Consider the following 21287-nt stretch of genomic DNA (forward strand, 5'->3'; position numbering starts at 1 on the left):
AATCAGAGCGGTAACTTGGACGTCGCCACATGCTTCAAAAGATCAGTCACGGAAACTTGCATCGCGTCGGTAAAAGGTGCTGGATACAATCCCATTACAATCACAGCGATCGCCAAAACGCCCAACATAAAAAATTCACGTGCATTGATGTCACTCAGATGAGCAACATGCTCATTCGTAATTTTGCCGAAAACAACCCGTTTGACCATCCACAAAGAATACGCCGCGCCAAAAATCAACGCTGTTGCGGCGAGCATGCCAATCCAGAAGTTAAACTGTACTGCACCGAGAATCACCATGAACTCACCGACAAAGCCCGAAGTGGCTGGCAAACCGCAGTTAGCCATCGAGAACAATACAAACAATGCTGCAAATTTAGGCATCTTATTCACTACACCACCGTAGTCTACGATCTGACGTGAATGCACGCGGTCATACAAAACGCCGATACACAGGAACATCGCGCCAGAGATAAAACCATGAGAAATCATTTGCACAATCGCACCCTGCACAGACATGTCGTTAAACATGAAAAACCCGAGTGTAACAAAACCCATATGCGCAATAGATGAGTATGCGACCAGCTTCTTCATATCAGCCTGCACAAGCGCGACCAGACCAATATAAATCACAGCAACCAGAGACAAAGTGATCATGAAACCAGCCATATAGTGACTAGCGTCTGGAGCGATAGGTAAAGAGAAGCGCAAGAACCCGTAAGCACCAAGCTTCAGCATGATTGCAGCCAAAACAACCGAACCACCAGTAGGCGCTTCAACGTGAGCGTCAGGTAGCCATGTATGCACTGGCCACATCGGCACCTTAACAGCAAATGCCATCAAGAATGCGCAGAAAATAGCGATCTGTGTTGACATCGGAAGCGGCAGTTTGTGCCAGACTAAAATGTCAAACGAATGTCCAGCCTGAATATAAAGATAAATGATGGCAACCAAAGTCAGCAAAGAGCCGAGCAAGGTGTACAGGAAAAATTTGAATGCCGCATAAACCCTGTTTGGGCCGCCCCAGATACCAACGATGATATACATCGGTATCAAAGTCGCTTCAAAGAACACATAAAACAACATGCCATCCAAAGCGCAGAAAACACCAATCATCAGACCGGACAGAATCAGGAAAGCGCCCATATACTGAGCTACCTGCTTCTCAACCACTTCCCAAGCAGCGATAACGACAATCACTGTAATAAATGCGGTCAGCGGTACCAGCCAAAGAGAGATGCCGTCAATACCTAGTGAGTAAAAAATGTTGAATTTTTCTATCCAGGAGAATTTTTCAACAAATTGCATCCCATGCGCTGAATTATCAAAATTTGTAATCAATGGCAAGGTTACGAGAAAACTCGTTAAAGAACCAAGCAGAGACACGCCGCGAACTAAACCACGGTTGCTATCACGGCCAAAAGCCAGAACAAAAATACCAAATGCGATTGGGCACCAGATCGCCAGGCTGAGTAAGGAGGAAGTTGACTGCATCATGATTATATTTTTTTAGCCGAGGTCACTTATTTAGCAAAAGGGAATGGCATGAAATACACGAGGAATGCCAACACGCCCAAAATCATTACAAAAGCATAGTGATAGATGTACCCGCTCTGGAATAAGCGAACAAGCTTTGAGAACCATCCCACCAGTTTTGCACTACCATTAACGACCAGTCCATCAATCAAACCTTTATCGCCAACATTCCACAGTCCCTGACCAAGCAAACGTGCGCCACCTGCAAAAACGATTTCATTAAACCTGTCCATGTAGTATTTGTTATCAAGCAAAGTATAGACGGCACTTGCATTTTTCTTGATTGCCGCTGGTATTGCCGGCTTAACCATATAGAAGAAATAGGAAGTTGCCACACCTGCTAATGCTAACCAGAACGGTGCCGTTGTCAGTGCATGCTTTGCCATGGCGATAGGGCTATGGAATTCATGCTTTAACTCTTCCATTGCATGATGCGCTTCATTGACAAAAATAACGTCCTTAAAGAAGCTACCGAACAGCATAGGTTCAATCGCAATGAAACCGATCAATACAGACGGAATCGCCAACATCACCAGCGGAAACCAGACGACGAACGGAGACTCATCCGGTTTTTGGCCTGGCGCCAATCCGTGATGATGTTCATCATGATCATCCGCTGCATGGTGCGCGTCATGGTGATCATGGGCATGCCCAAAATTTTCCTTACCGTGGAACACCAGGAAGTACATACGGAAAGAATAAAACGCTGTGACAAATACACCCGCTAAGACAGCAAACTGAGCAAAGCCAGAGCCAGCAATGTGAGACGCCTGTACAGCCTCGATAATACTGTCTTTGGAGTAAAAACCAGAGAAGAATGGCGTACCAATTAATGCTAAAGAACCTAACAATGAAGTGAGCCAGGTGATAGGCATGTATTTACGAAGTCCGCCCATGTTCCGGATGTCCTGATCATGGTGCATACCGATGATGACCGAGCCGGCAGCAAGGAACAACAGCGCCTTAAAGAATGCGTGTGTCATCAGATGAAACACGGCAACCGAGTACGCAGAAGCGCCCAGGGCGACAGTCATATAACCCAGCTGCGACAGCGTGGAGTAAGCAACAACGCGTTTGATATCGTTCTGGATGATCCCCAGGAAACCCATAAACAAGGCGGTAATCGAACCGATAACGAGAATAAAGGACAAGGCGGTATCAGACAACTCAAACAACGGCGACATACGCGATACCATGAAGATACCGGCCGTAACCATCGTCGCCGCATGAATCAGCGCAGAAATCGGAGTTGGACCTTCCATCGAATCCGGCAACCAGACATGCAGCGGAAACTGTGCAGATTTACCCATGGCACCGATAAACAAGCAGATACAGGCGACCGTAATCAGCATCCAGTCAGTTCCCGGGAAAATCAGTTTGGCCAGCTCTTCTTTTTTCGCGAAGACTTCCATGTAGTTCATCGACCCCGCATAAGCGAGTAACAAACCGATACCAAGTATGAAGCCAAAGTCACCCACACGGTTAACCAGAAAAGCTTTCATGTTGGCGTAAATAGCAGTCGGTTTGGTGTACCAGAAACCAATCAGCAAATAAGACACCAGACCCACAGCTTCCCAACCGAAAAACAATTGCAGGAAGTTATTGCTCATTACGAGCATCAGCATGGAGAACGTGAACAGCGAGATATATGAGAAAAAGCGGTTATAACCTTCATCTTCAGCCATGTAGCCGACAGTGTAAATATGCACCATCAGTGATACAAAGGTCACCACACACATCATCATTGCAGTCAGGTTATCCACCAGAAAACCAACTTCCAGTTTCAAACCGGCTACCTGCATCCATTGATACAACGTGGCGTTATAGACGGGTGCGCCATTCATCAAAGCATTAAGCGTCATGCACGAAATAATGAATGCAACCAGCACACCGAGTATGGTCGCGGTGTGTGAAACTTTACGCCCTACGACGTTACCAAAAAATTTGGTGCCCAGTAAACCGGCGATGGCAGATCCTGCCAATGGAGCCAGAGGTACTGCCAATAGTAGTTGTGGGTTAAGTTGCCCCGCCATGATGACCCTTTTTTAGCTTATTACTTTTTTAAATCGCCAGCGAATGATGGGGCGACGCACACTGCATTCGCCCCATGAAACATTATCCTTTGAGTGCGTCCAGATCTTCGACATTAATCGTGTCCAGATTACGGAACAGGACAACGAGAATGGCCAAGCCAATCGCAGATTCAGCAGCAGCAACCGTCAGAATGAAAAATACAAAAATCTGCCCGGCGGTATCACCCAGATAATGAGAGAACGCAATGAAATTCATATTCACTGCCAACAAATTCAGTTCGATCGCCATGAGCAAAACAATAATATTTTTCCGATTCAGAAAAATACCAACGATAGAAATCGCAAACAGAATCGCGCCAAGTATCAGATAGTGTGTCAGTGTCAAAGCCATATCAGCCCTCTTGCTTTTCTGTCGATGAAGTTAAAGTACGTTCGGACTCTGCTTTCATTTTAACGATGCGAACACGATCAGTACTCTTCACTTTGACTGCTTTTGCCGGATCAAAATATTTACTGTCTTTGCGACGACGTAAAGTCAACGCAACGGCTGCAACGATAGCGAGTAATAAAATCGCCGCAGCAATTTCAAACGCCAATGTATAGCGAGTAAAAATTTCTATACCAAGATTTTTCGTATTACCGATCGTATCTGCGGCGGCTGGAACGTGATTATCCGGACGTAAGAACCCGCGCCATAACACTGCAGACATCTCAAGAACAATCACGACACCAACAGTCGCAGCCAATGGTAGATGTCCCCAAAATCCTGCTCGCAATTTATCAATGTCGATGTCCAGCATCATCACAACGAACAAAAACAGGACCATGACCGCGCCGACATATACCAACACTAAAACAATGGCCAGAAACTCCGCCTTCAACAATAACCAAATCGCGGCTGCAGAGAAAAACGACAGCACTAAGAACAACGCGGCATGCACCGGATTACGAGCGGTAATCACCTGCGTCGCAGCGAGCACAAGGATCGCTGCGAAAACATAAAATAATGCGGTAGTAAATTCCATAATGAAACCGTTCTAATTAGCGATATGCAGCGTCAGCAGCACGAGCAGCTGCAATTTGTGGTTCGTAGCGATCACCGACTGCCAATAACATCTCTTTAGTAAAATAAAGATCGCCGCGCTTCTCACCGTGGTATTCAAATACATGCGTTTCAACGATGGAATCAACGGGACAGGATTCTTCGCAGAAGCCGCAGAAAATGCATTTGGTCAGATCGATGTCGTAACGCGTCGTACGGCGGCTACCATCTTCACGCTGATCCGATTCAATCGTAATCGCCATCGCAGGGCAAACTGCTTCACACAATTTACAGGCGATACAACGCTCCTCACCATTAGGATAACGACGCAGCGCATGCAAACCACGGAAACGTGGTGATTGCGGCGTTTTCTCTTCCGGGAATTGGACAGTAATTTTGCGGGCGAACATATAGCGACCAGTCAATGCCAGTCCCTTTATCAGTTCGCGCAGCATCAGGCTGCCAAAAAAATCTTTGATTGCTTCCATCTTTTCAGCCTCTTACTTCCAAATATTCCATGACGTTTGTATCCATGCAGCGACAAACACCAGATACACCAGAGTTAAAGGGATAAATACTTTCCAACCCAAACGCATGATCTGATCGTAACGGTATCTAGGAAAAGACGCACGAGCCCAGATAAACATGGAAACCACAACAAATGTTTTCAGACCCAGCCAAATCCAACCCGGTACCCAGTTAAATACGATGGAATTCAAAGGAGCATCCCAACCACCCAGGAACATCAATGATGCCATTGTCGAGATCAGGATCATATTCGCGTACTCCGCCAAATAAAACATAGCGAAAGACATACCCGAGTATTCGACCATATGACCAGCGACGATCTCAGATTCGCCCTCAACCACGTCGAATGGATGACGGTTTGTTTCTGCAATCCCAGAAATAACATAAACAACGAACATCGGCAGCAACGGCAACCAGTTCCATGACAGGAAATTCAGTCCCATCGATGCAAAGTAACCTTTTGTCTGTGCATTAACGATATCCGACAAATTCAGACTTCCTGAAACCATCAGTACAATGACTAATACGAAACCCATTGCAATTTCATAAGAAATCATCTGCGCAGAAGCACGCATGGCACCTAAAAACGCATACTTAGAATTAGATGCCCAGCCTGCGATGATAATGCCGTAGACCTCAACCGAAGTGATTGCCATAATCAGCAATAAGCCAGCATTGACGTTCGCGAGCACAACTTCAGGGCCGAATGGAATAACAGACCATGCCGCCAGCGCAGGCATAATCGTCATAATCGGTGCGAGTATGAAAAGAACTTTATTTGCTTTTGCAGGAACAACAATTTCCTTCAGCAATAGCTTCACAGCATCAGCGATAGGCTGCAAAAGACCTGCAGGTCCGACACGGTTAGGGCCAAGGCGAATGTGCATCCAACCTATCATCTTACGTTCCCACAAAGTGAGATAGGCAACCAAGCCCATGATAGGAGCAACAACGCAGACAATTTTGATCAGATTCCAGACCAGAGGCCAGAAATAGCCAAATACGCCCTGACCAAAAGTTTGAACAGTGAGCAGCCAATTCATTATGCACGCTCCACATTAATAGCACCGAACATGCCGTCCAGCTTACTAGTCAAGACCGAACCGGTAGCAACCCGAACTACATTTTCAGGTAAAGATCCATCGATACCGACATTCAACAGGATTGATCCGCCTTTAGTGACTTTGACCATGTCACCTTCGGAGACACCGATTTTTTCTGCGTATCCAGTACTGATCCAAGCCTGCGGTGCACGTGCGTCTGCAGTTTTTTGTAACGATTCAGCTCTTCTGACGATCGCATCTGTGCTGTAAATAGCAACATCTGCAACCCGCTCCAAGCCAGCCTCGGAAACAGATTCGAGAGCAGGTTTTAAAGCAGCGATGTTATTCAGTTTCGCGATAACATCATTACCACCTAAAACTTCATCGCGAATGGCTTCGGATGTTTCGTAATTGAAATTATCCAGACCTAACAAATTCCCCAGAACACGCAATACCTTCCATGCAGGACGTGTATCGCCAAGCGGTTTAACAACGCCATGGAAACTCTGAACACGTCCTTCGCAACTGACAAATGTACCGGCAGTTTCCGTAAATGGCGAAACAGGTAATAAAACGTCTGCATATTCAGCGCCGTGCTTAAACGGAGACATAACAACAACCATGTCAGCTTCCGCTAAGGCTTTTTCCGCCCGAGCTGAATTCGCAGTATCTAATGCAGGCTCGGCATGAAGCACAACATACGCTTTCTTACCTTCAGCAAACACGGGCTTAGCATTATTGGCAGGAATTGCATTCGCAAGATAACCACCGACCGTATTCGCTGCCTCTGTCAGATAACCGAAATCCGCACTTGTTTGCTCTGCAATCCATTGTGCAAGTGCATGCAAACGAGACGCTTCCGGATGATAGGACGCGGTGTTGCCTAAAAATACGCCTGCGTCGCCGGATAACAGTGTTGTCGCGATGTTTTGAGCCAACAACCCAGCGTCAACGGATTCCAGACCAGCCGGTTTAGCAATTTCTTTTTTAACTGCAACGGCAACCGCTACCTCGGCCAGGAACTGCGCCCATAACGAAGGTGCGAGGACTGCCTTATTCGCCAATTTAATCAGCAGATCATCATCAGTTGCATTGAGCACACTGAGCTTTGTACCAGATTTGACGGACTGACGCAGGCGTGCTGCCAACAAAGGATGGTCTTTCCGCAAGAATGAACCGATGACAAAAACGTTCTTCAGTTGCGCGAACTTGGTAATGGATGTACCCAGCCAAGGTTTGACACTTCCATTCAAAGAAAAATCAGACTGGCGCAAGCGGAAATCAACATTATCTGAACCGATGCCGCGGATTATCCGCTGAAGCAAGAATAATTCTTCGAGAGTCGAATTAGGTGCAGCAACAGCAGCGACAGAATCAGCGCCGTGTTCGTGACGAATATTACGCATAGCATGCGCTACGTATTCTAACGCTGTCTGCCAATCTGTCTCTTGCCATTGACCACCTTGCTTGATCATCGGCTTAGTCAGACGCTCAGCGCTGTTCACGCCTTCGTAAGAGAAACGGTCTTTGTCAGAAATCCAGCATTCATTGATCTCTTCGTTTTCGAAAGGAACAACACGCATTACTTTGTTATTTTTAACCTGAACAATCAGATTCGAACCTAAACCATCATGTGCACTAACAGATTTACGACGGGACAATTCCCATGTACGCGCAGAATAGCGGAACGGCTTGGAGGTCAATGCGCCCACAGGGCACAGATCAATCATGTTGCCGGACAGTTCAGAGTCGACAGTCTTACCAACGAAAGAGGTAATTTCGGAATGCTCGCCACGATTGAGCATACCCAATTCCATCACACCTGCAATTTCCTGACCAAAGCGAACACAGCGTGTGCAGTGAATACAACGGCTCATCTCTTCCATCGACACCAGCGGACCGACATCTTTGTGGAAAACAACGCGCTTTTCTTCTTCGTAGCGAGAAGTAGTACCGCCATAACCAACCGCCAGATCCTGCAACTGACATTCGCCACCCTGATCACAAATCGGGCAATCCAGAGGGTGGTTAATCAACAGAAATTCCATTACTGCTTTTTGTGCTTTCACAGCCTTATCGCTGTGAGAACGCACAATCATGCCAGGCGTGACGGGAGTCGCGCAGGCAGGCAGCGGCTTAGGCGCTTTTTCAACCTCAACCAGACACATGCGGCAATTTGCCGCAATAGATAATTTTTTGTGGTAACAAAAATGCGGGATATACGTGCCAAGTTTATTGGCAGCGTCCATCACCATACTGCCTTCTTGGACTTCGACTTTTTTGCCGTCTATTTCGATTTCAACCATGGTCTACTCTAAGTGTGCTAACCGAAGCTGGCTTACAGGTAAGTGGGAACCAAGCAATGCTTATGCTCGATATGATATTCAAACTCTGTGCGGAAATTTTTTACGAATGCGCGAACCGGCATCGCTGCTGCATCACCTAACGCACAAATCGTTTTACCCTGAATATTGTCTGCGATGGAATTCAGCATATCCAGATCTTCAGGGCGACCTAATCCATTTTCAATCCGGTGAACAAGGCGATACAACCAGCCTGTACCTTCGCGGCAAGGCGTACACTGCCCGCACGACTCTTCAAAATAAAAATACGACAGACGTTCCAGCGATTTGACCATGCAACGGGTTTCATCCATGACGATGACGGCTCCGGATCCAAGCATGGAGCCAGCCTTAGAAATCGAATCATAATCAAGATCCGTATTCATCATCACATCACCAACAATCACCGGTGCGGAAGAGCCGCCGGGAATGACTGCTTTGATTTTTTTTCCACCACGCATGCCACCAGCCAACTCAAGCAAAGTAGCAAATGGAGTACCTAATGGAATTTCGTAATTACCGGGCCGCTCAACGTCACCTGAAATAGAGAATATTTTTGTACCGCCGTTATTTGGCTTACCAAGGGCAGCATAATTTTCGCCACCCATGGCAAAAATGAACGGAACTGCTGCAAATGTTTCAGTGTTGTTGATGGTTGTCGGCTTTCCGTACAGACCAAAGCTGGCCGGGAACGGAGGTTTGAAGCGCGGCTGGCCTTTTTTGCCTTCCAACGACTCCAACAATGCCGTTTCTTCGCCACAAATATAGGCACCGTAACCGTGGAACGCATGCAATTGAAAACTAAATTCGGAGCCCGCGATATTATTACCAAGCATCCCCGCTGCGCGCGCCTCTTCAATCGCTTCTTCGAAGCGATCATAGTCCGCAAAAATTTCGCCGTGGATGTAGTTATAACCGACAGTAATACCCATGGCATACGCACCGATGGCCATACCTTCGATCAGCGCGTGCGGGTTATAGCGAATGATATCGCGATCTTTAAATGTACCAGGCTCGCCCTCATCGGTATTACAGACCAGATATTTCTGTCCAGGAAACTGGCGTGGCATGAAACTCCATTTCAGGCCAGTCGGGAAACCAGCACCGCCACGACCGCGCAAAGACGACGCTTTGAGCTCAGCAATAACCTGTTCAGGTGGAATTTTTTCTGAAAGAATACGTTTCAAGGATGCATAGCCACCACGAGCCACGTAATCTTGTAAGTGCCAGTTTTTACCATCCAGACCCGCGAGAATGAGGGGCTTAATATGGCGATTGTGCAGACTCGTCATTATTTACCCGCCTCTTTCAGTTCATTCACAAGTCCGTCGATTTTTTCGTTCGACATAAAGCTGCACATACGTTTATTGTTGACCAACATGACAGGTGCATCACCACATGCCCCCATGCATTCACCTTCAACCAGGGTGAATTGCCCATCGGCAGTGGTTTCTTTGTAATCAATACCCAGCTTCTGCTTCAGATGGTGCGCCGCGCGCTCGCCACCTGATAAAGCACAAGGCAAATTAGTACAAACGGTAATTTTGAATTTACCGACTGGCTTCGTGTTGTACATATTGTAGAAAGTAGCCACTTCCTGTACAGCAACGGCAGGCATACCAATATAGTCAGCCAAAGTCTGCATTACTTCAGGAGAGATCCAACCAGTTTCATCCTGCGCAATAGCCAAAGCGGCCATCACAGCGGACTGGCGCTGGTCAGCCGGGAACTTTGCCAGTTCACGATCAATTTTTTTAAATGCCTGCTCTGATAACACCATAGCTAATGCCTCAAATAAACGTCAGATGACGTTTTTATCTGTCAATCTCACCAAAAACAATGTCCTGAGTACCAATAATAGTTACAGCATCGGCAATCATATGTCCCTTCGCCATTTCATCCAGACCTTGCAGGTGCGGGAAGCCTGGAGCGCGAATCTTCAAGCGGTACGGTTTATTAGCACCATCGGACATCAAGTAAATACCAAATTCACCCTTTGGATGCTCAACTGCGGCATAAGCCTCGCCAGCAGGAACATGAAAGCCTTCTGTGAACAACTTGAAATGATGAATCAAATCTTCCATATTTGACTTCATGTCAACACGATGTGGTGGCGTAACCTTGTGATTATCTGAAATCACAGGCCCCTGATTATTTCTGAGCCACTCTACGCATTGTTTAATAATGCGGTTAGATTGACGCATCTCTTCTACGCGAACGAGATAGCGATCATAGCAATCACCATTGACACCAACAGCAATATCAAAGTCGAGCAAATCATAAACTTCGTATGGTTGTTTTTTACGCAGATCCCATTCAACACCAGATCCACGCAACATCGCACCGGTAAAGCCCATCGCTTTCGCACGCTCAGGCGATACAACACCGACACCGACCAACCGCTGCTTCCAGATACGATTATCCGTCAACAAGGTTTCATACTCATCGACATATTTCGGGAAGCGATTTGTAAAATCCTCGATAAAATCAAGCAAAGAACCTTGGCGGTTTTCATTAAGAAAACGCATAGACTTTTCGTTCTTCAGCAAAGATGCTTTATGCTTAGGCATTTCGTCAGGCAAATCACGATAGACGCCACCAGGACGATAGTAAGCCGCATGCATACGCGCACCGGAAACCGCCTCATAGCAATCCATCAAATCTTCCCGCTCACGGAACGCGTACAACATCACCGCCATTGCACCGACGTCAAGCGCATGTGCGCCTATCCACAGCAAGTGGTTCAACAAACGAGTAATTTCATCGAACATCACGCGTATGTATTGCGCACGCAGGGGCACTTCCAAACCGAGCATTTTCTCAATCGCCATAACGTAGGCATGCTCATTCGCCATCATCGAGACGTAATCGAGCCTATCCATGTACGGAACAGATTGCAAAAATGTTTTTTGTTCTGCCAATTTTTCAGTTGCACGATGCAACAAGCCGATATGAGGGTCGGCACGCTGAATAACTTCACCATCCAATTCCAGCACCAAGCGCAATACACCATGCGCAGCAGGATGCTGAGGACCAAAGTTGAGTGTGTAATTCTTAATCTCAGCCATTATTTCATCCCGTAATTTTCTTCGCGAATAATACGCGGGGTATTTTCGCGCGGCTCAATAGTCACAGGTTGATAGACAACGCGTTTTTGATCCGCATCGTAACGCATCTCCACATAACCAGACACAGGGAAATCTTTGCGGAATGGGTGACCAATAAAACCATAATCAGTCAGAATACGACGCAAGTCGTTATGACCGTCAAACAATATGCCATACAAATCAAAGGCTTCGCGCTCGTACCAATTAGCAGCATTCCAGACATCAGTCAAAGAAGATACAAGCGGCATATCATCATCAGGCGCAAAAACACGAACCCGAAGACGCCAGTTATTTCTGATCGACAACAAGTGCGTTACGACTGCATACCGGGAACCATCCCAGGCACCATCAGCGTAGGTTGAATAATCAACACCACAAAGGTCAATCAATTCTTCAAAACACGTATCTGAGTGATCACGCAAATCGCGCATCACCTGCAAATATTCAGCTGCCGACACAACAATCGTCAACTCACCGAGAGCATTTTTCAGCTCAAGAATACGCTCACCCAAGACTGTTTTTAATGCCTGCTCGAGTTTTTCTAATTTGATCGTCATAGTTAAAGGCTGCCTCAGCAATCGCGCGATCAGCGCGCGATAGTGTTTGTACGTTTAATCTTGTTTTGCAGCTGAATGACACCGTACAGCAATGCTTCTGCCGTCGGCGGACAACCAGGCACATAAATATCAACTGGAACAATGCGATCACAGCCGCGCACAACGGAGTACGAGTAATGATAATAACCACCACCGTTAGCGCAAGAACCCATGGAAATAACCCAGCGAGGCTCAGCCATCTGATCGTAGACTTTTCGCAACGCAGGCGCCATCTTGTTGCACAAGGTACCCGCGACGATCATCACATCCGAATGACGTGGAGATGGGCGAAACACAACACCAAAACGATCCAGATCATAACGGGACGCACCAGCATGCATCATTTCAACCGCACAACAAGCCAAACCAAACGTCATCGGCCACATAGAACCCGTACGCGTCCAGTTAATCAGCTTATCGGCTGTTGTCGTAACAAAGCCTTCGTTCAACACACCTTCAATAGCCATTTTCCATCACTCCCAATCCAGAGCGCCTTTTTTCCAGATGTACCAAAACCCGACAGCAAATTCGAGCACAAAGCCAAGCATAATCAAGAAACCAGCCCACCCCAGATCGCGCATAGCAACGCCCCACGGGAAGAAAAATGCAGTTTCAAGATCAAAGAGAATGAAGAGAATCGCGATCAAATAATATCGCACATCAAATTTCATACGCGCATCTTCAAATGCCTCGAAGCCACACTCGTATGCTGATGTTTTTTGAGAATCCGGCTTATACGGACCTAGTAGCCGCCCCAAAACCTGAGGCAATACACCGACTCCGATACCAACCAGAATAAAGAGAAGAACTGGGAAATAATTTTCGAGGTTCACGTTAGGCTACCTGTATTTGAACGCCATATTGAAGCAAGCCATTTTTGAAGGACATCATCAAAAAACAGCCACTTCCTCGACAAAATCAGAAAAGAAAACTGATTTGTTTTTTGGTGCCGACGACGAGACTCGAACTCGTACAGCTTTCGCCACTACCCCCTCAAGATAGCGTGTCTACCAATTTCACCACGTCGGCATAAGCCCAGCATTCTACCCTGAATGACCTCATTGTTCAACGCACAATCGAGGAAATTCAAGTTTTTTTGCCGGGAAATATAAATTTATTTTGGAATCTGATTCGGTTGCGCAGATGAAGCCGCAGCAGCAGAAGCTGGTGCGGGTGTTTGCACAACTGCAGGCGCTACTTTTGTCACTGGCAGATTATCCATCACACCGCCAGCTGGCTTACGCTCACCACCAAAAACACCCAAGGCCAATGTTGCAGCAAAAAATATTGCAGCCGCAATGCCTGTGGAGCGCGACAAGAAATTGGAGGAACCTGTTGCACCAAACAGACTACCGGAAGCACCCGAACCAAAGGAAGCCCCCATATCCGCACCTTTACCATGCTGCAGCAAAACGAGCGCAATAATTGCCAATGCAGAGATAACCTGAACGACCACTACCAATGTAAAAAAAGTTTGCATTCAAAACACCTAAAAAAATTAATCTTCAATCTTCAGCAATACAATCAAGCCGCAGCAGCAATAGCAAGAAAATCAGCGGACTTCAACGCAGCACCACCGATCAAACCACCATCAATATCTGCCATTGCCAGTAAGTCCTTTGCATTTTCGGGCTTCATACTACCACCATAAAGTATTTGCACCGAAGCAGCTGCGGCAACATCTTTCAAAGCAATTTGCTGACGCAAAAAGGCATGTACATCCTGTGCCATTTGTGGCGTCGCCGTTTTACCGGTACCAATTGCCCACACTGGCTCATAAGCGACAACAAGCTGAGTAATTTGCGCAACATCAACAACATCCAACACCGCCTGCAATTGCGCAGCAACAACTTCTTCTGTCTGACCGCTTTCACGCTGCTCCAAGGTTTCCCCCACGCATACAATAGGGATCAAGTTCTCGGACAACGCACGCAAAGTTTTTCTTGCGACAACCGTATTCGATTCAGCATGATATGCGCGCCGCTCAGAATGCCCGACGATCACATATCGACAACCGCAATCAACCAGCATCGATGCGGCAACCTCACCGGTAAATGCACCTTGTGCATGCTCAGAAACATCTTGTGCACCCCATTTTACAAGGCTCGCTGTCAGCAACTCAGCACATTGAGTCAGGTACGGCGCTGGCGCACATACCAAAACATCACAATCCGAAGATACGGGCAATCCGGCTACGATTTCAGATAACAACGAACGATTGGCCGCGAAGCTGCCGTTCATTTTCCAGTTACCCGCAATTAGTGTACGTCGCATAAGAGATCAGAATATAAATAACCGTCTATTGTATCCCGCTGACAATACCCGGTCAAACAAAGGCAGCACAAAACAAACACGACCTACAGCCCAAGCCGACATATGTCTGCCCTGCACATCTGGGCCATTCATTTCTCGACACACTGCGATCTGTGCCTTCGATATCTCGAAAAATAAGAACCCCGACAGAATTACACAAACTGCAGCATAATTTTGCCTATGTGACGACCATCCTCCATCAAAGCGTGCGCTTGATCCGCCTGAGTCAAAGGGAACACCTGATGAATAACCGGCCTGATTTTTCCTGCCTCAAGTAACGGCCAGACATGTTGCTGCAATTGTGAAGAAATCTGCCTCTTAAACTCAACCGAACGTGGACGTAAGGTTGACCCGGTTATCGTCAATCGCCGACGTAAGACTTGCCCAAAATCAACTTCTCCACGGTTACCGCCTAACAAGGCAATAATCGCAATCCGGCCATCATCTGCGAGACTATCGATCTCCATTGGAATATAACTTCCTGCGACCATATCAAGAATTACATCCACCCCCTTACCAGCAGTCAGTGATTTGACAACCTCGGGAAATTTTTCAGTTTTATAGTTAATAGCACGCTCTGCTCCCAATCCCTCAGCAGCACGGCATTTTTCATCTGTTCCCGCCGTAGCAAAAACCCGGTGCCCGAGAGCGCTTGCGATCTGAATCGCAGCAACACCAATTCCTGATGTGCCCCCCTGTACCAGTAAAGTCTCACCAGCACTCAATCTGGCGCGATCAAAGACATTACTCCAGACGGTGAAATAAGTTTCTGGCAATGAAGCTGCCTCGACCATGCTTAAACCCTTGGGGACGGGAAGACACTGCGCAGCAGGTGCAACACAATATTCAGCGTATCCACCACCCTGCACCAGCGCGCAGACGATATCACCCATCTGAAAATCAGTCGTCGATAAGTCTCCACCAACAATTTCTCCGGCAACCTCCAACCCTGGCAAATCTGAAGCACCCTGAGGAACAGGGTAATAGCCAAGCCGCTGTAGCACGTCCGGGCGATTCACGCCTGCAGCATGCACCTTAATCAAAACCTCACCAGTCTGCGCTTGCGGAATCTCGCGCTCACACAATTGCAAAACCTCGGGCGCTCCATATTTCGTAATTTCAATTGCACGCATAAAACTCACCGAATAAATAAAAAAATCATTGTAAGTCAATAAAAAAACGCCCGTTTAAACGGGCGTTTTTTTTCAACAACTCATGACAAACAGCACAATTACTGGGCTGCCTGCGGCTCTTGTGACTGAGCCTGCGCATCACCTTCAACAGCAGCTGCTTTCATGGACAACTTGAAGCGACCACGATCATCGGTTTCCAACACTTTGACGCGTACTTGCTGACCTTCTTTGAGATAGTCAGCAACTGCGTTGACGCGTTCGTTGGCGATCTGACTGATGTGCAGCAGACCATCTTTACCTGGCATGATTTGCACAATCGCACCGAAGTCCAGCAACTTCAACACAGTACCTTCGTAGATTTTGCCAACTTCGACTTCTGCCGTCAGCTCTTCAATACGACGCTTGGCTTCTTGACCAGCCGCCGCATCGACAGAAGCGATAGTAACAACGCCTTCGTCGCTGATGTCGATCTGGGTACCTGTTTCTTCAGTCAGCGCGCGAATCACCGCACCACCTTTACCGATCACGTCACGGATTTTCTCAGGATTGATCTTGATTGTGATCAGACGTGGTGCGAAATCGGACAATTCGGTGTTACCAACCGGAACTGCCTCTTGCATTTTGCCCAGAATATGGACGCGACCTTCTTTAGCTTGCGCCAAAGCGACTTGCATAATTTCTTTAGTAATGCCCTGGATTTTGATATCCATTTGCAATGCAGTGATACCTTCGGCAGTGCCGGCAACTTTAAAGTCCATATCGCCGAGGTGATCTTCATCGCCCAGAATATCAGTCAGAACAGCAAACTTGTTACCTTCTTTGATCAGACCCATGGCGATACCTGCAACATGCGCTTTCATCGGCACACCCGCATCCATCAAGGCCAGACAGCCGCCACAAACAGACGCCATCGAAGAAGAACCATTGGATTCAGTAATTTCAGAAACCAGACGTACGGAGTAGCTGAAATCTTCCGGATCAGGCAATGCCGCCTGCAATGCACGCTTAGCTAAACGACCATGACCGATTTCACGACGCTTAGGCGTACCAACGCGACCAGTTTCACCAGTAGCAAATGGAGGCATGTTGTAATGCAACATGAAGCGGTCAGAGTATTCGCCCATCAACGCATCGATTTTTTGTTCGTCACGTGCAGTACCCAAAGTTGCAATCACCAAAGCCTGTGTTTCACCACGGGTGAACAAAGCGGTACCATGCGTACGTGGCAAAATACCAGTGCGGATAGTGATAGGACGTACAGTTCGAGTGTCGCGACCATCAATACGCGGTTCACCTTCGAGAATTTGGGAGCGAACGATTTTCGCTTCCAGATCAAACAGAATATTGCCGACGTCTGCTGAATCAGGAGCTACTTCACCTTTGGCGGCAGCTTGTTCAGCCAGCGCAGCAGCAACTGTAGACGTTGCAGCCTTCAATTGCTCAGTACGGGCTTGCTTTTCTTTGGTTTGATATGCAGCACGCAACAGCGGTTCTGCAACAGCAGTGACCGCAGCGATCAGCGGCTCATTTTTTGCTGCAGGTGCCCATTGCACTTCAGGTTTGCCACCGTCGCGCACCAATTCGTGGATCGCATCAATAACAGCTTTCATTTGCTCGTGACCGAACACAACCGCACCCAGCATGACTTCTTCAGACAATTGCTGCGCTTCGGATTCCACCATCAATACAGCTTGTTCAGTACCCGCAACAACCAGATCCAGCTTGGAAGATTTCAACTGCGTCGCAGTTGGATTCAATACGTACTGACCGTCGATATAACCAACGCGCGCGGCACCAACAGGGCCACTGAAAGGAATGCCTGCAACAGAAATCGCAGCAGAAGCACCAATCATCGCAGCGATATCCGGATCAATCTCAGGATTGACGGACAATACATGCACAATCACCTGAACCTCATTCAGATAACCCTCTGGAAACAAAGGGCGAATCGGGCGATCGATCAAACGTGAAGTTAATGTTTCTTTTTCTGATGGACGACCTTCACGCTTGAAGAAACCGCCAGGAATGCGGCCTGCAGCATAAGTTTTTTCCATGTAATCCACGGTCAGAGGAAAGAAATCCTGACCAGGTTTTGCATCTTTTTTTGCAACCACAGTTGCCAGTACGACAGTGTCTTCTATCGAGACCATCACTGCGCCAGAGGCCTGACGTGCGATTTCACCAGTCTCCAATGTCACCTGATGTTGACCGTATTGGAAAGTTTTCGTAATTTTGTTAAACACAATGTGTCCTTTCTATTTTGCCGACAGATTTTCAGGCGCTGTCGTTCACCTCACCACGTGCAATCCGTCAGGATTGCCTTTTGCCAGTTTTTTGCTTATTTCTAACAAATTTTGCTAAAAATTTCGCACAAAACCAAAACACCAGATAAACAAAAAGCCTGCGACAGTCAACTGACGCAGGCTTTTTGCTATAAATTTTTTGCTAAATTCAGCAAGAATTACTTACGCAAGCCGAGTTTTTCGATCAGAGCGCGATAGCGATTCAGGTCTTTACCTTTCAGGTAAGACAGCAGGCTTTTACGACGGTTAACCATCATAATCAGACCGCGACGGGAATGGTGATCTTTACCGTGGGCTTTGAAGTGACCGTTCAAATCATTGATACGGGCTGTCAGCAAAGCAACCTGAACTTCTGGAGAACCTGTGTCGTTTTGACCACGGGCGTTATCCGCTACGATAGCGGCTTTTGCACTTTTTTCGATAGACATAATTTTCCTTTACATGCGATAACAAGAGTCGTTTGATGACAAAACCGTCGTTATCGTGAAATAAATTCCCGCCAAAATGACGGGAGCCGAGACTATAGCACACAAATAATCAATGAATCAAACTTGTGGATTCAGCTTTTCTGACTTTGACTCGAGTTTATTCAGCGCTGACAAGTAGGCTTTCGCAGACGCCACGACGATATCAGGATCAGCACCGACGCCATTGACGATACGTCCGGCTTTTTGCAAGCGCATCGTCACTTCGCCCTGAGACTGTGTGCCAGTCGTAATTGCATTGACTGAAAACAGCAGCAATTCAGCACCACTGTTCACTTCAGACTCAATCGCATTCACAATCGCGTCCACAGGGCCGTTTCCTTTTGCTTCGCAAGTCACTTCTTTACCGGCAAAAGCAAACACCACTTTCGCCTTTGGAGATTCGCCAGTTTCAGAATGCTGGGCCAGCGAAACAAAGTGGTAAGCCTCTTTGTCATTGGCCTGCTCTTCATCTGAAACCAACGCCAAAATATCTTCATCAAAAATCTCAGCTTTGCGATCCGCTAACTCTTTGAAACGGGCAAATGCCGCATTCACTTCCGCTTCAGATTCCAGCGTAATGCCCAGCTCTTCGAGGCGCTGTTTAAATGCATTCCGGCCAGAGAGCTTACCGAGAACAATTTTATTTGCACTCCAGCCCACGTCTTCGGCGCGCATAATCTCATAGGTATCGCGGGCTTTCAGAATGCCATCCTGATGAATGCCGGAGGCATGTGCAAACGCGTTTGCGCCAACCACGGCTTTATTTGGCTGCACTGCAAAGCCAGTAATTTGCGACACCAGCTTCGATGCGGGAACAATCTGGGTCGTATCAATACCCAGATCGAGATTAAAGTAATCTTTACGCGTACGCACCGCCATCACGATCTCTTCAAGTGCGGTATTACCGGCGCGCTCGCCAAGTCCGTTAATCGTACATTCGACCTGGCGCGCACCACCGATCATGACACCGGCCAGTGAATTCGCCACTGCCATTCCCAGATCGTTATGACAATGCACCGACCAGATTGCTTTGTCGGAATTCGGAATGCGTTCACGCAAGGTTTTCAGCATATTGCCGTACAACTCAGGCACACCATAACCGACCGTGTCGGCGAAGTTAATTGTGGTGGCACCTTCTTTAATCACGGCTTCAATTACGTGGCACAAAAAATCCATTTCGGAGCGGCTGCCATCTTCCGGGCTGAATTCAACGTCGTCAGTAAAATTACGCGCAAAACGCACGGCCTGAATCGCTTGCTCCAACACCTGATCCGGACTCATGCGCAATTTTTTCTCCATGTGCAAAGGAGAGGTCGCAATAAAGGTATGAATACGCTTGCGTTGAGCAGCAGCCAAAGCTTCTGCGGCACGGGAAATATCGCGGTCATTGGCGCGCGATAAAGAACAAATGATGGAATCTTTAATCGTCGCGGAAATCGCCTTGATCGATTCAAAATCGCCAGGAGACGCAGCCGCAAAACCCGCTTCAATGACATCAACTTTCAATCGTTCCAGTTGTTTTGCAATACGCAGCTTTTCATCCTTTGTCATCGACGCACCCGGGGATTGCTCGCCATCGCGCAAAGTGGTGTCAAATATGATGAGTTTGTCTGCCATGATTTTCTCCTGAAAAGAATGTTTGAGATTGAAAATGAATCGATAAAAATGCTGAATATTCTCTGCCCCACCCTTGCAACGCACACAGGGGTAAGAGATTACACAAATTGTGGGTATAGGGGATTTAGCGCGTTACCGCACTAGTAGAAATGCAAATAGCGATAGCAGACGGGAGGCGTCTGCTAAAGTTTTTAATGTGAGGGATGTGACTGAAAAGTTCATGCATTCGACTATAAGCGTGAACACAGAAAAGTGCAAGAATTTATAGCAGCCTATTTCTAATTTAATTAATCCGAAAAGAAAAAAAGCCACAATGCATTTTGTACATTGTGGCGATTCCGCTTTAAAACAAAATTTTATTTATCGTCGTGGGTTTCCACGCTGGTCTGAATAATGCTGATAGGACGACCTTTGCGCCAGCGCCACAACAAGACGACGTAACCAGACAAACCATACAACACAAACAAACCAAATAACACTTTAGGCGGATCACTGACCACCACCACATACACCAGTAACACTAACAAAGGCGCAATAAAAGGAACGCTTTTTTTCAGGTTCACATCTTTGAAACTGTAAAATGGCACATTCGTCACCATGGTCAATCCGGCAAACAAGGTGATGCCCCACGCGATCCAACGAAGGTCGCCACCGACAAAGTGCAAATCATCCATCAGCAGCACGAAACCAGCAACCAGCGCCGCCGCCGCCGGGCTTGGTAAGCCCTGAAAATAACGTTTATCAACGATGCTGATATTCGTGTTAAAGCGTGCCAGTCGCAACGCTGCGCCAGCGCAATAGACAAAAGCGGCAAGCCAGCCTAGTTTATCCATGCCGCGCAGCGACCATTCATACACGACCAGCGCTGGCGCTGCGCCAAAGGAAATCATGTCTGACAGGCTGTCGTACTGCGCGCCGAATTCACTCTGTGTATTCGTCATCCGCGCAACCCGACCATCCAGACTATCCAGCACCATCGCAACAAAAATCGCGAGTGCCGCCTGATAAAAACGCTGATCCATCGCCATGACGATCGCGTAAAAACCGCAGAATAAAGCCGCCGTCGTAAATGCATTCGGCAACAAATAAATGCCACGTCCGCGCGCCGTCGCTTTTACCGGTAAGGCAATACCGTCAGCATCTGTTCTTTGCTGCGTTTTACGTACGCCTTTGGGGAAAAGTTTGAAGTTACCTTTGGGTTTGCGTCGATTAAAAGATGGCATGTGAA

General features: G+C 47.3%; 20 protein-coding genes and 1 tRNA gene. All 21 read right to left on the bottom strand.

Annotation, left to right across the window (positions count from 1 at the left end; genetic code table 11):
• Nucleotides 1-2 precede the first annotated feature (2 nt).
• Complete coding sequence (locus Undi14_RS10935) at nt 3-1496, bottom strand: NADH-quinone oxidoreductase subunit M (RefSeq protein WP_186897940.1); 1494 nt, start codon at nt 1494-1496, stop codon at nt 3-5.
• 26 nt (nt 1497-1522) lie between these two features.
• Nucleotides 1523-3568 carry an NADH-quinone oxidoreductase subunit L gene (gene nuoL, locus Undi14_RS10940; RefSeq protein ID WP_200180170.1) on the bottom strand — a complete coding sequence of 682 codons (2046 nt, stop codon included), beginning with the start codon at nt 3566-3568 and terminating at the stop codon, nt 1523-1525.
• Between the two features lie 82 nt (nt 3569-3650).
• Nucleotides 3651-3959 carry an NADH-quinone oxidoreductase subunit NuoK gene (gene nuoK / locus Undi14_RS10945; RefSeq protein ID WP_200180171.1) on the bottom strand — a complete coding sequence of 103 codons (309 nt, stop codon included), beginning with the start codon at nt 3957-3959 and terminating at the stop codon, nt 3651-3653.
• Nucleotide 3960: 1 nt separating this feature from the next.
• Nucleotides 3961-4593, bottom strand: a complete 633-nt coding sequence (locus Undi14_RS10950) for an NADH-quinone oxidoreductase subunit J (protein ID WP_186885128.1) — start codon at nt 4591-4593, stop codon at nt 3961-3963.
• 16 nt (nt 4594-4609) lie between these two features.
• On the bottom strand, nt 4610-5098 hold the full coding sequence (gene nuoI / locus Undi14_RS10955) for an NADH-quinone oxidoreductase subunit NuoI (RefSeq protein ID WP_186885127.1): 489 nt from the start codon (nt 5096-5098) through the stop codon (nt 4610-4612).
• Nucleotides 5099-5110: 12 nt separating this feature from the next.
• A complete protein-coding gene (gene nuoH, locus Undi14_RS10960) occupies nt 5111-6181 on the bottom strand; it encodes an NADH-quinone oxidoreductase subunit NuoH (RefSeq protein WP_186885126.1) in 1071 nt (356 codons plus the stop codon).
• A complete protein-coding gene (gene nuoG / locus Undi14_RS10965) occupies nt 6181-8487 on the bottom strand; it encodes an NADH-quinone oxidoreductase subunit NuoG (protein WP_200180172.1) in 2307 nt (768 codons plus the stop codon). Before nuoG ends, nuoH begins: the two co-directional genes overlap by 1 nt.
• A gap of 32 nt (nt 8488-8519) precedes the next feature.
• Nucleotides 8520-9815, bottom strand: coding sequence for an NADH-quinone oxidoreductase subunit NuoF (gene nuoF / locus Undi14_RS10970; protein ID WP_186885124.1), 1296 nt, complete (start codon nt 9813-9815; stop codon nt 8520-8522).
• The gene (nuoE, locus tag Undi14_RS10975) at nt 9815-10303 is read right to left on the bottom strand and encodes an NADH-quinone oxidoreductase subunit NuoE (RefSeq protein ID WP_186897936.1); all 489 of its coding nucleotides are present in this window, start codon (nt 10301-10303) and stop codon (nt 9815-9817) included. Before nuoE ends, nuoF begins: the two co-directional genes overlap by 1 nt.
• Nucleotides 10304-10337: 34 nt before the next feature.
• Nucleotides 10338-11591: an NADH-quinone oxidoreductase subunit D gene (locus Undi14_RS10980; protein ID WP_186885122.1), complete on the bottom strand. Its 1254-nt coding sequence runs from the start codon at nt 11589-11591 to the stop codon at nt 10338-10340.
• Nucleotides 11591-12187 (bottom strand): NADH-quinone oxidoreductase subunit C, encoded by a 597-nt coding sequence (locus Undi14_RS10985; protein ID WP_200180173.1) that lies wholly within the window; start codon nt 12185-12187, stop codon nt 11591-11593. The genes Undi14_RS10980 and Undi14_RS10985 overlap by 1 nt, the downstream gene beginning before the upstream one ends.
• Nucleotides 12188-12216: 29 nt before the next feature.
• Entirely contained in the window at nt 12217-12693 is a 477-nt protein-coding gene (locus Undi14_RS10990; RefSeq protein ID WP_186885120.1) for an NADH-quinone oxidoreductase subunit B family protein, read from the bottom strand.
• A 6-nt stretch (nt 12694-12699) separates the two neighbouring features.
• Nucleotides 12700-13059, bottom strand: a complete 360-nt coding sequence (locus tag Undi14_RS10995) for an NADH-quinone oxidoreductase subunit A (protein WP_200180174.1) — start codon at nt 13057-13059, stop codon at nt 12700-12702.
• Nucleotides 13060-13170: 111 nt separating this feature from the next.
• Nucleotides 13171-13255, bottom strand: a tRNA-Leu gene (locus Undi14_RS11000).
• An 85-nt stretch (nt 13256-13340) separates the two neighbouring features.
• Nucleotides 13341-13706, bottom strand: coding sequence for a preprotein translocase subunit SecG (secG, locus tag Undi14_RS11005; protein WP_186885118.1), 366 nt, complete (start codon nt 13704-13706; stop codon nt 13341-13343).
• A 44-nt stretch (nt 13707-13750) separates the two neighbouring features.
• Nucleotides 13751-14500, bottom strand: coding sequence for a triose-phosphate isomerase (gene tpiA / locus Undi14_RS11010; RefSeq protein WP_200180176.1), 750 nt, complete (start codon nt 14498-14500; stop codon nt 13751-13753).
• 191 nt (nt 14501-14691) lie between these two features.
• Complete coding sequence (locus Undi14_RS11015; RefSeq protein ID WP_200180179.1) at nt 14692-15672, bottom strand: NAD(P)H-quinone oxidoreductase; 981 nt, start codon at nt 15670-15672, stop codon at nt 14692-14694.
• A 98-nt stretch (nt 15673-15770) separates the two neighbouring features.
• On the bottom strand, nt 15771-17915 hold the full coding sequence (gene pnp, locus Undi14_RS11020) for a polyribonucleotide nucleotidyltransferase (RefSeq protein ID WP_200180181.1): 2145 nt from the start codon (nt 17913-17915) through the stop codon (nt 15771-15773).
• A gap of 218 nt (nt 17916-18133) precedes the next feature.
• The gene (gene rpsO / locus Undi14_RS11025; protein WP_186885114.1) at nt 18134-18403 is read right to left on the bottom strand and encodes a 30S ribosomal protein S15; all 270 of its coding nucleotides are present in this window, start codon (nt 18401-18403) and stop codon (nt 18134-18136) included.
• Nucleotides 18404-18520: 117 nt separating this feature from the next.
• On the bottom strand, nt 18521-20059 hold the full coding sequence (locus Undi14_RS11030; protein ID WP_200180183.1) for a 2-isopropylmalate synthase: 1539 nt from the start codon (nt 20057-20059) through the stop codon (nt 18521-18523).
• 356 nt (nt 20060-20415) lie between these two features.
• Nucleotides 20416-21282, bottom strand: a complete 867-nt coding sequence (pssA, locus tag Undi14_RS11035; protein ID WP_190479894.1) for a CDP-diacylglycerol--serine O-phosphatidyltransferase — start codon at nt 21280-21282, stop codon at nt 20416-20418.
• Nucleotides 21283-21287: the final 5 nt, after the last annotated feature.

This window comes from Undibacterium sp. 14-3-2 (assembly GCF_016595265.1).
In the GTDB taxonomy this organism is placed as follows: domain Bacteria; phylum Pseudomonadota; class Gammaproteobacteria; order Burkholderiales; family Burkholderiaceae_D; genus Undibacterium; species Undibacterium aquatile.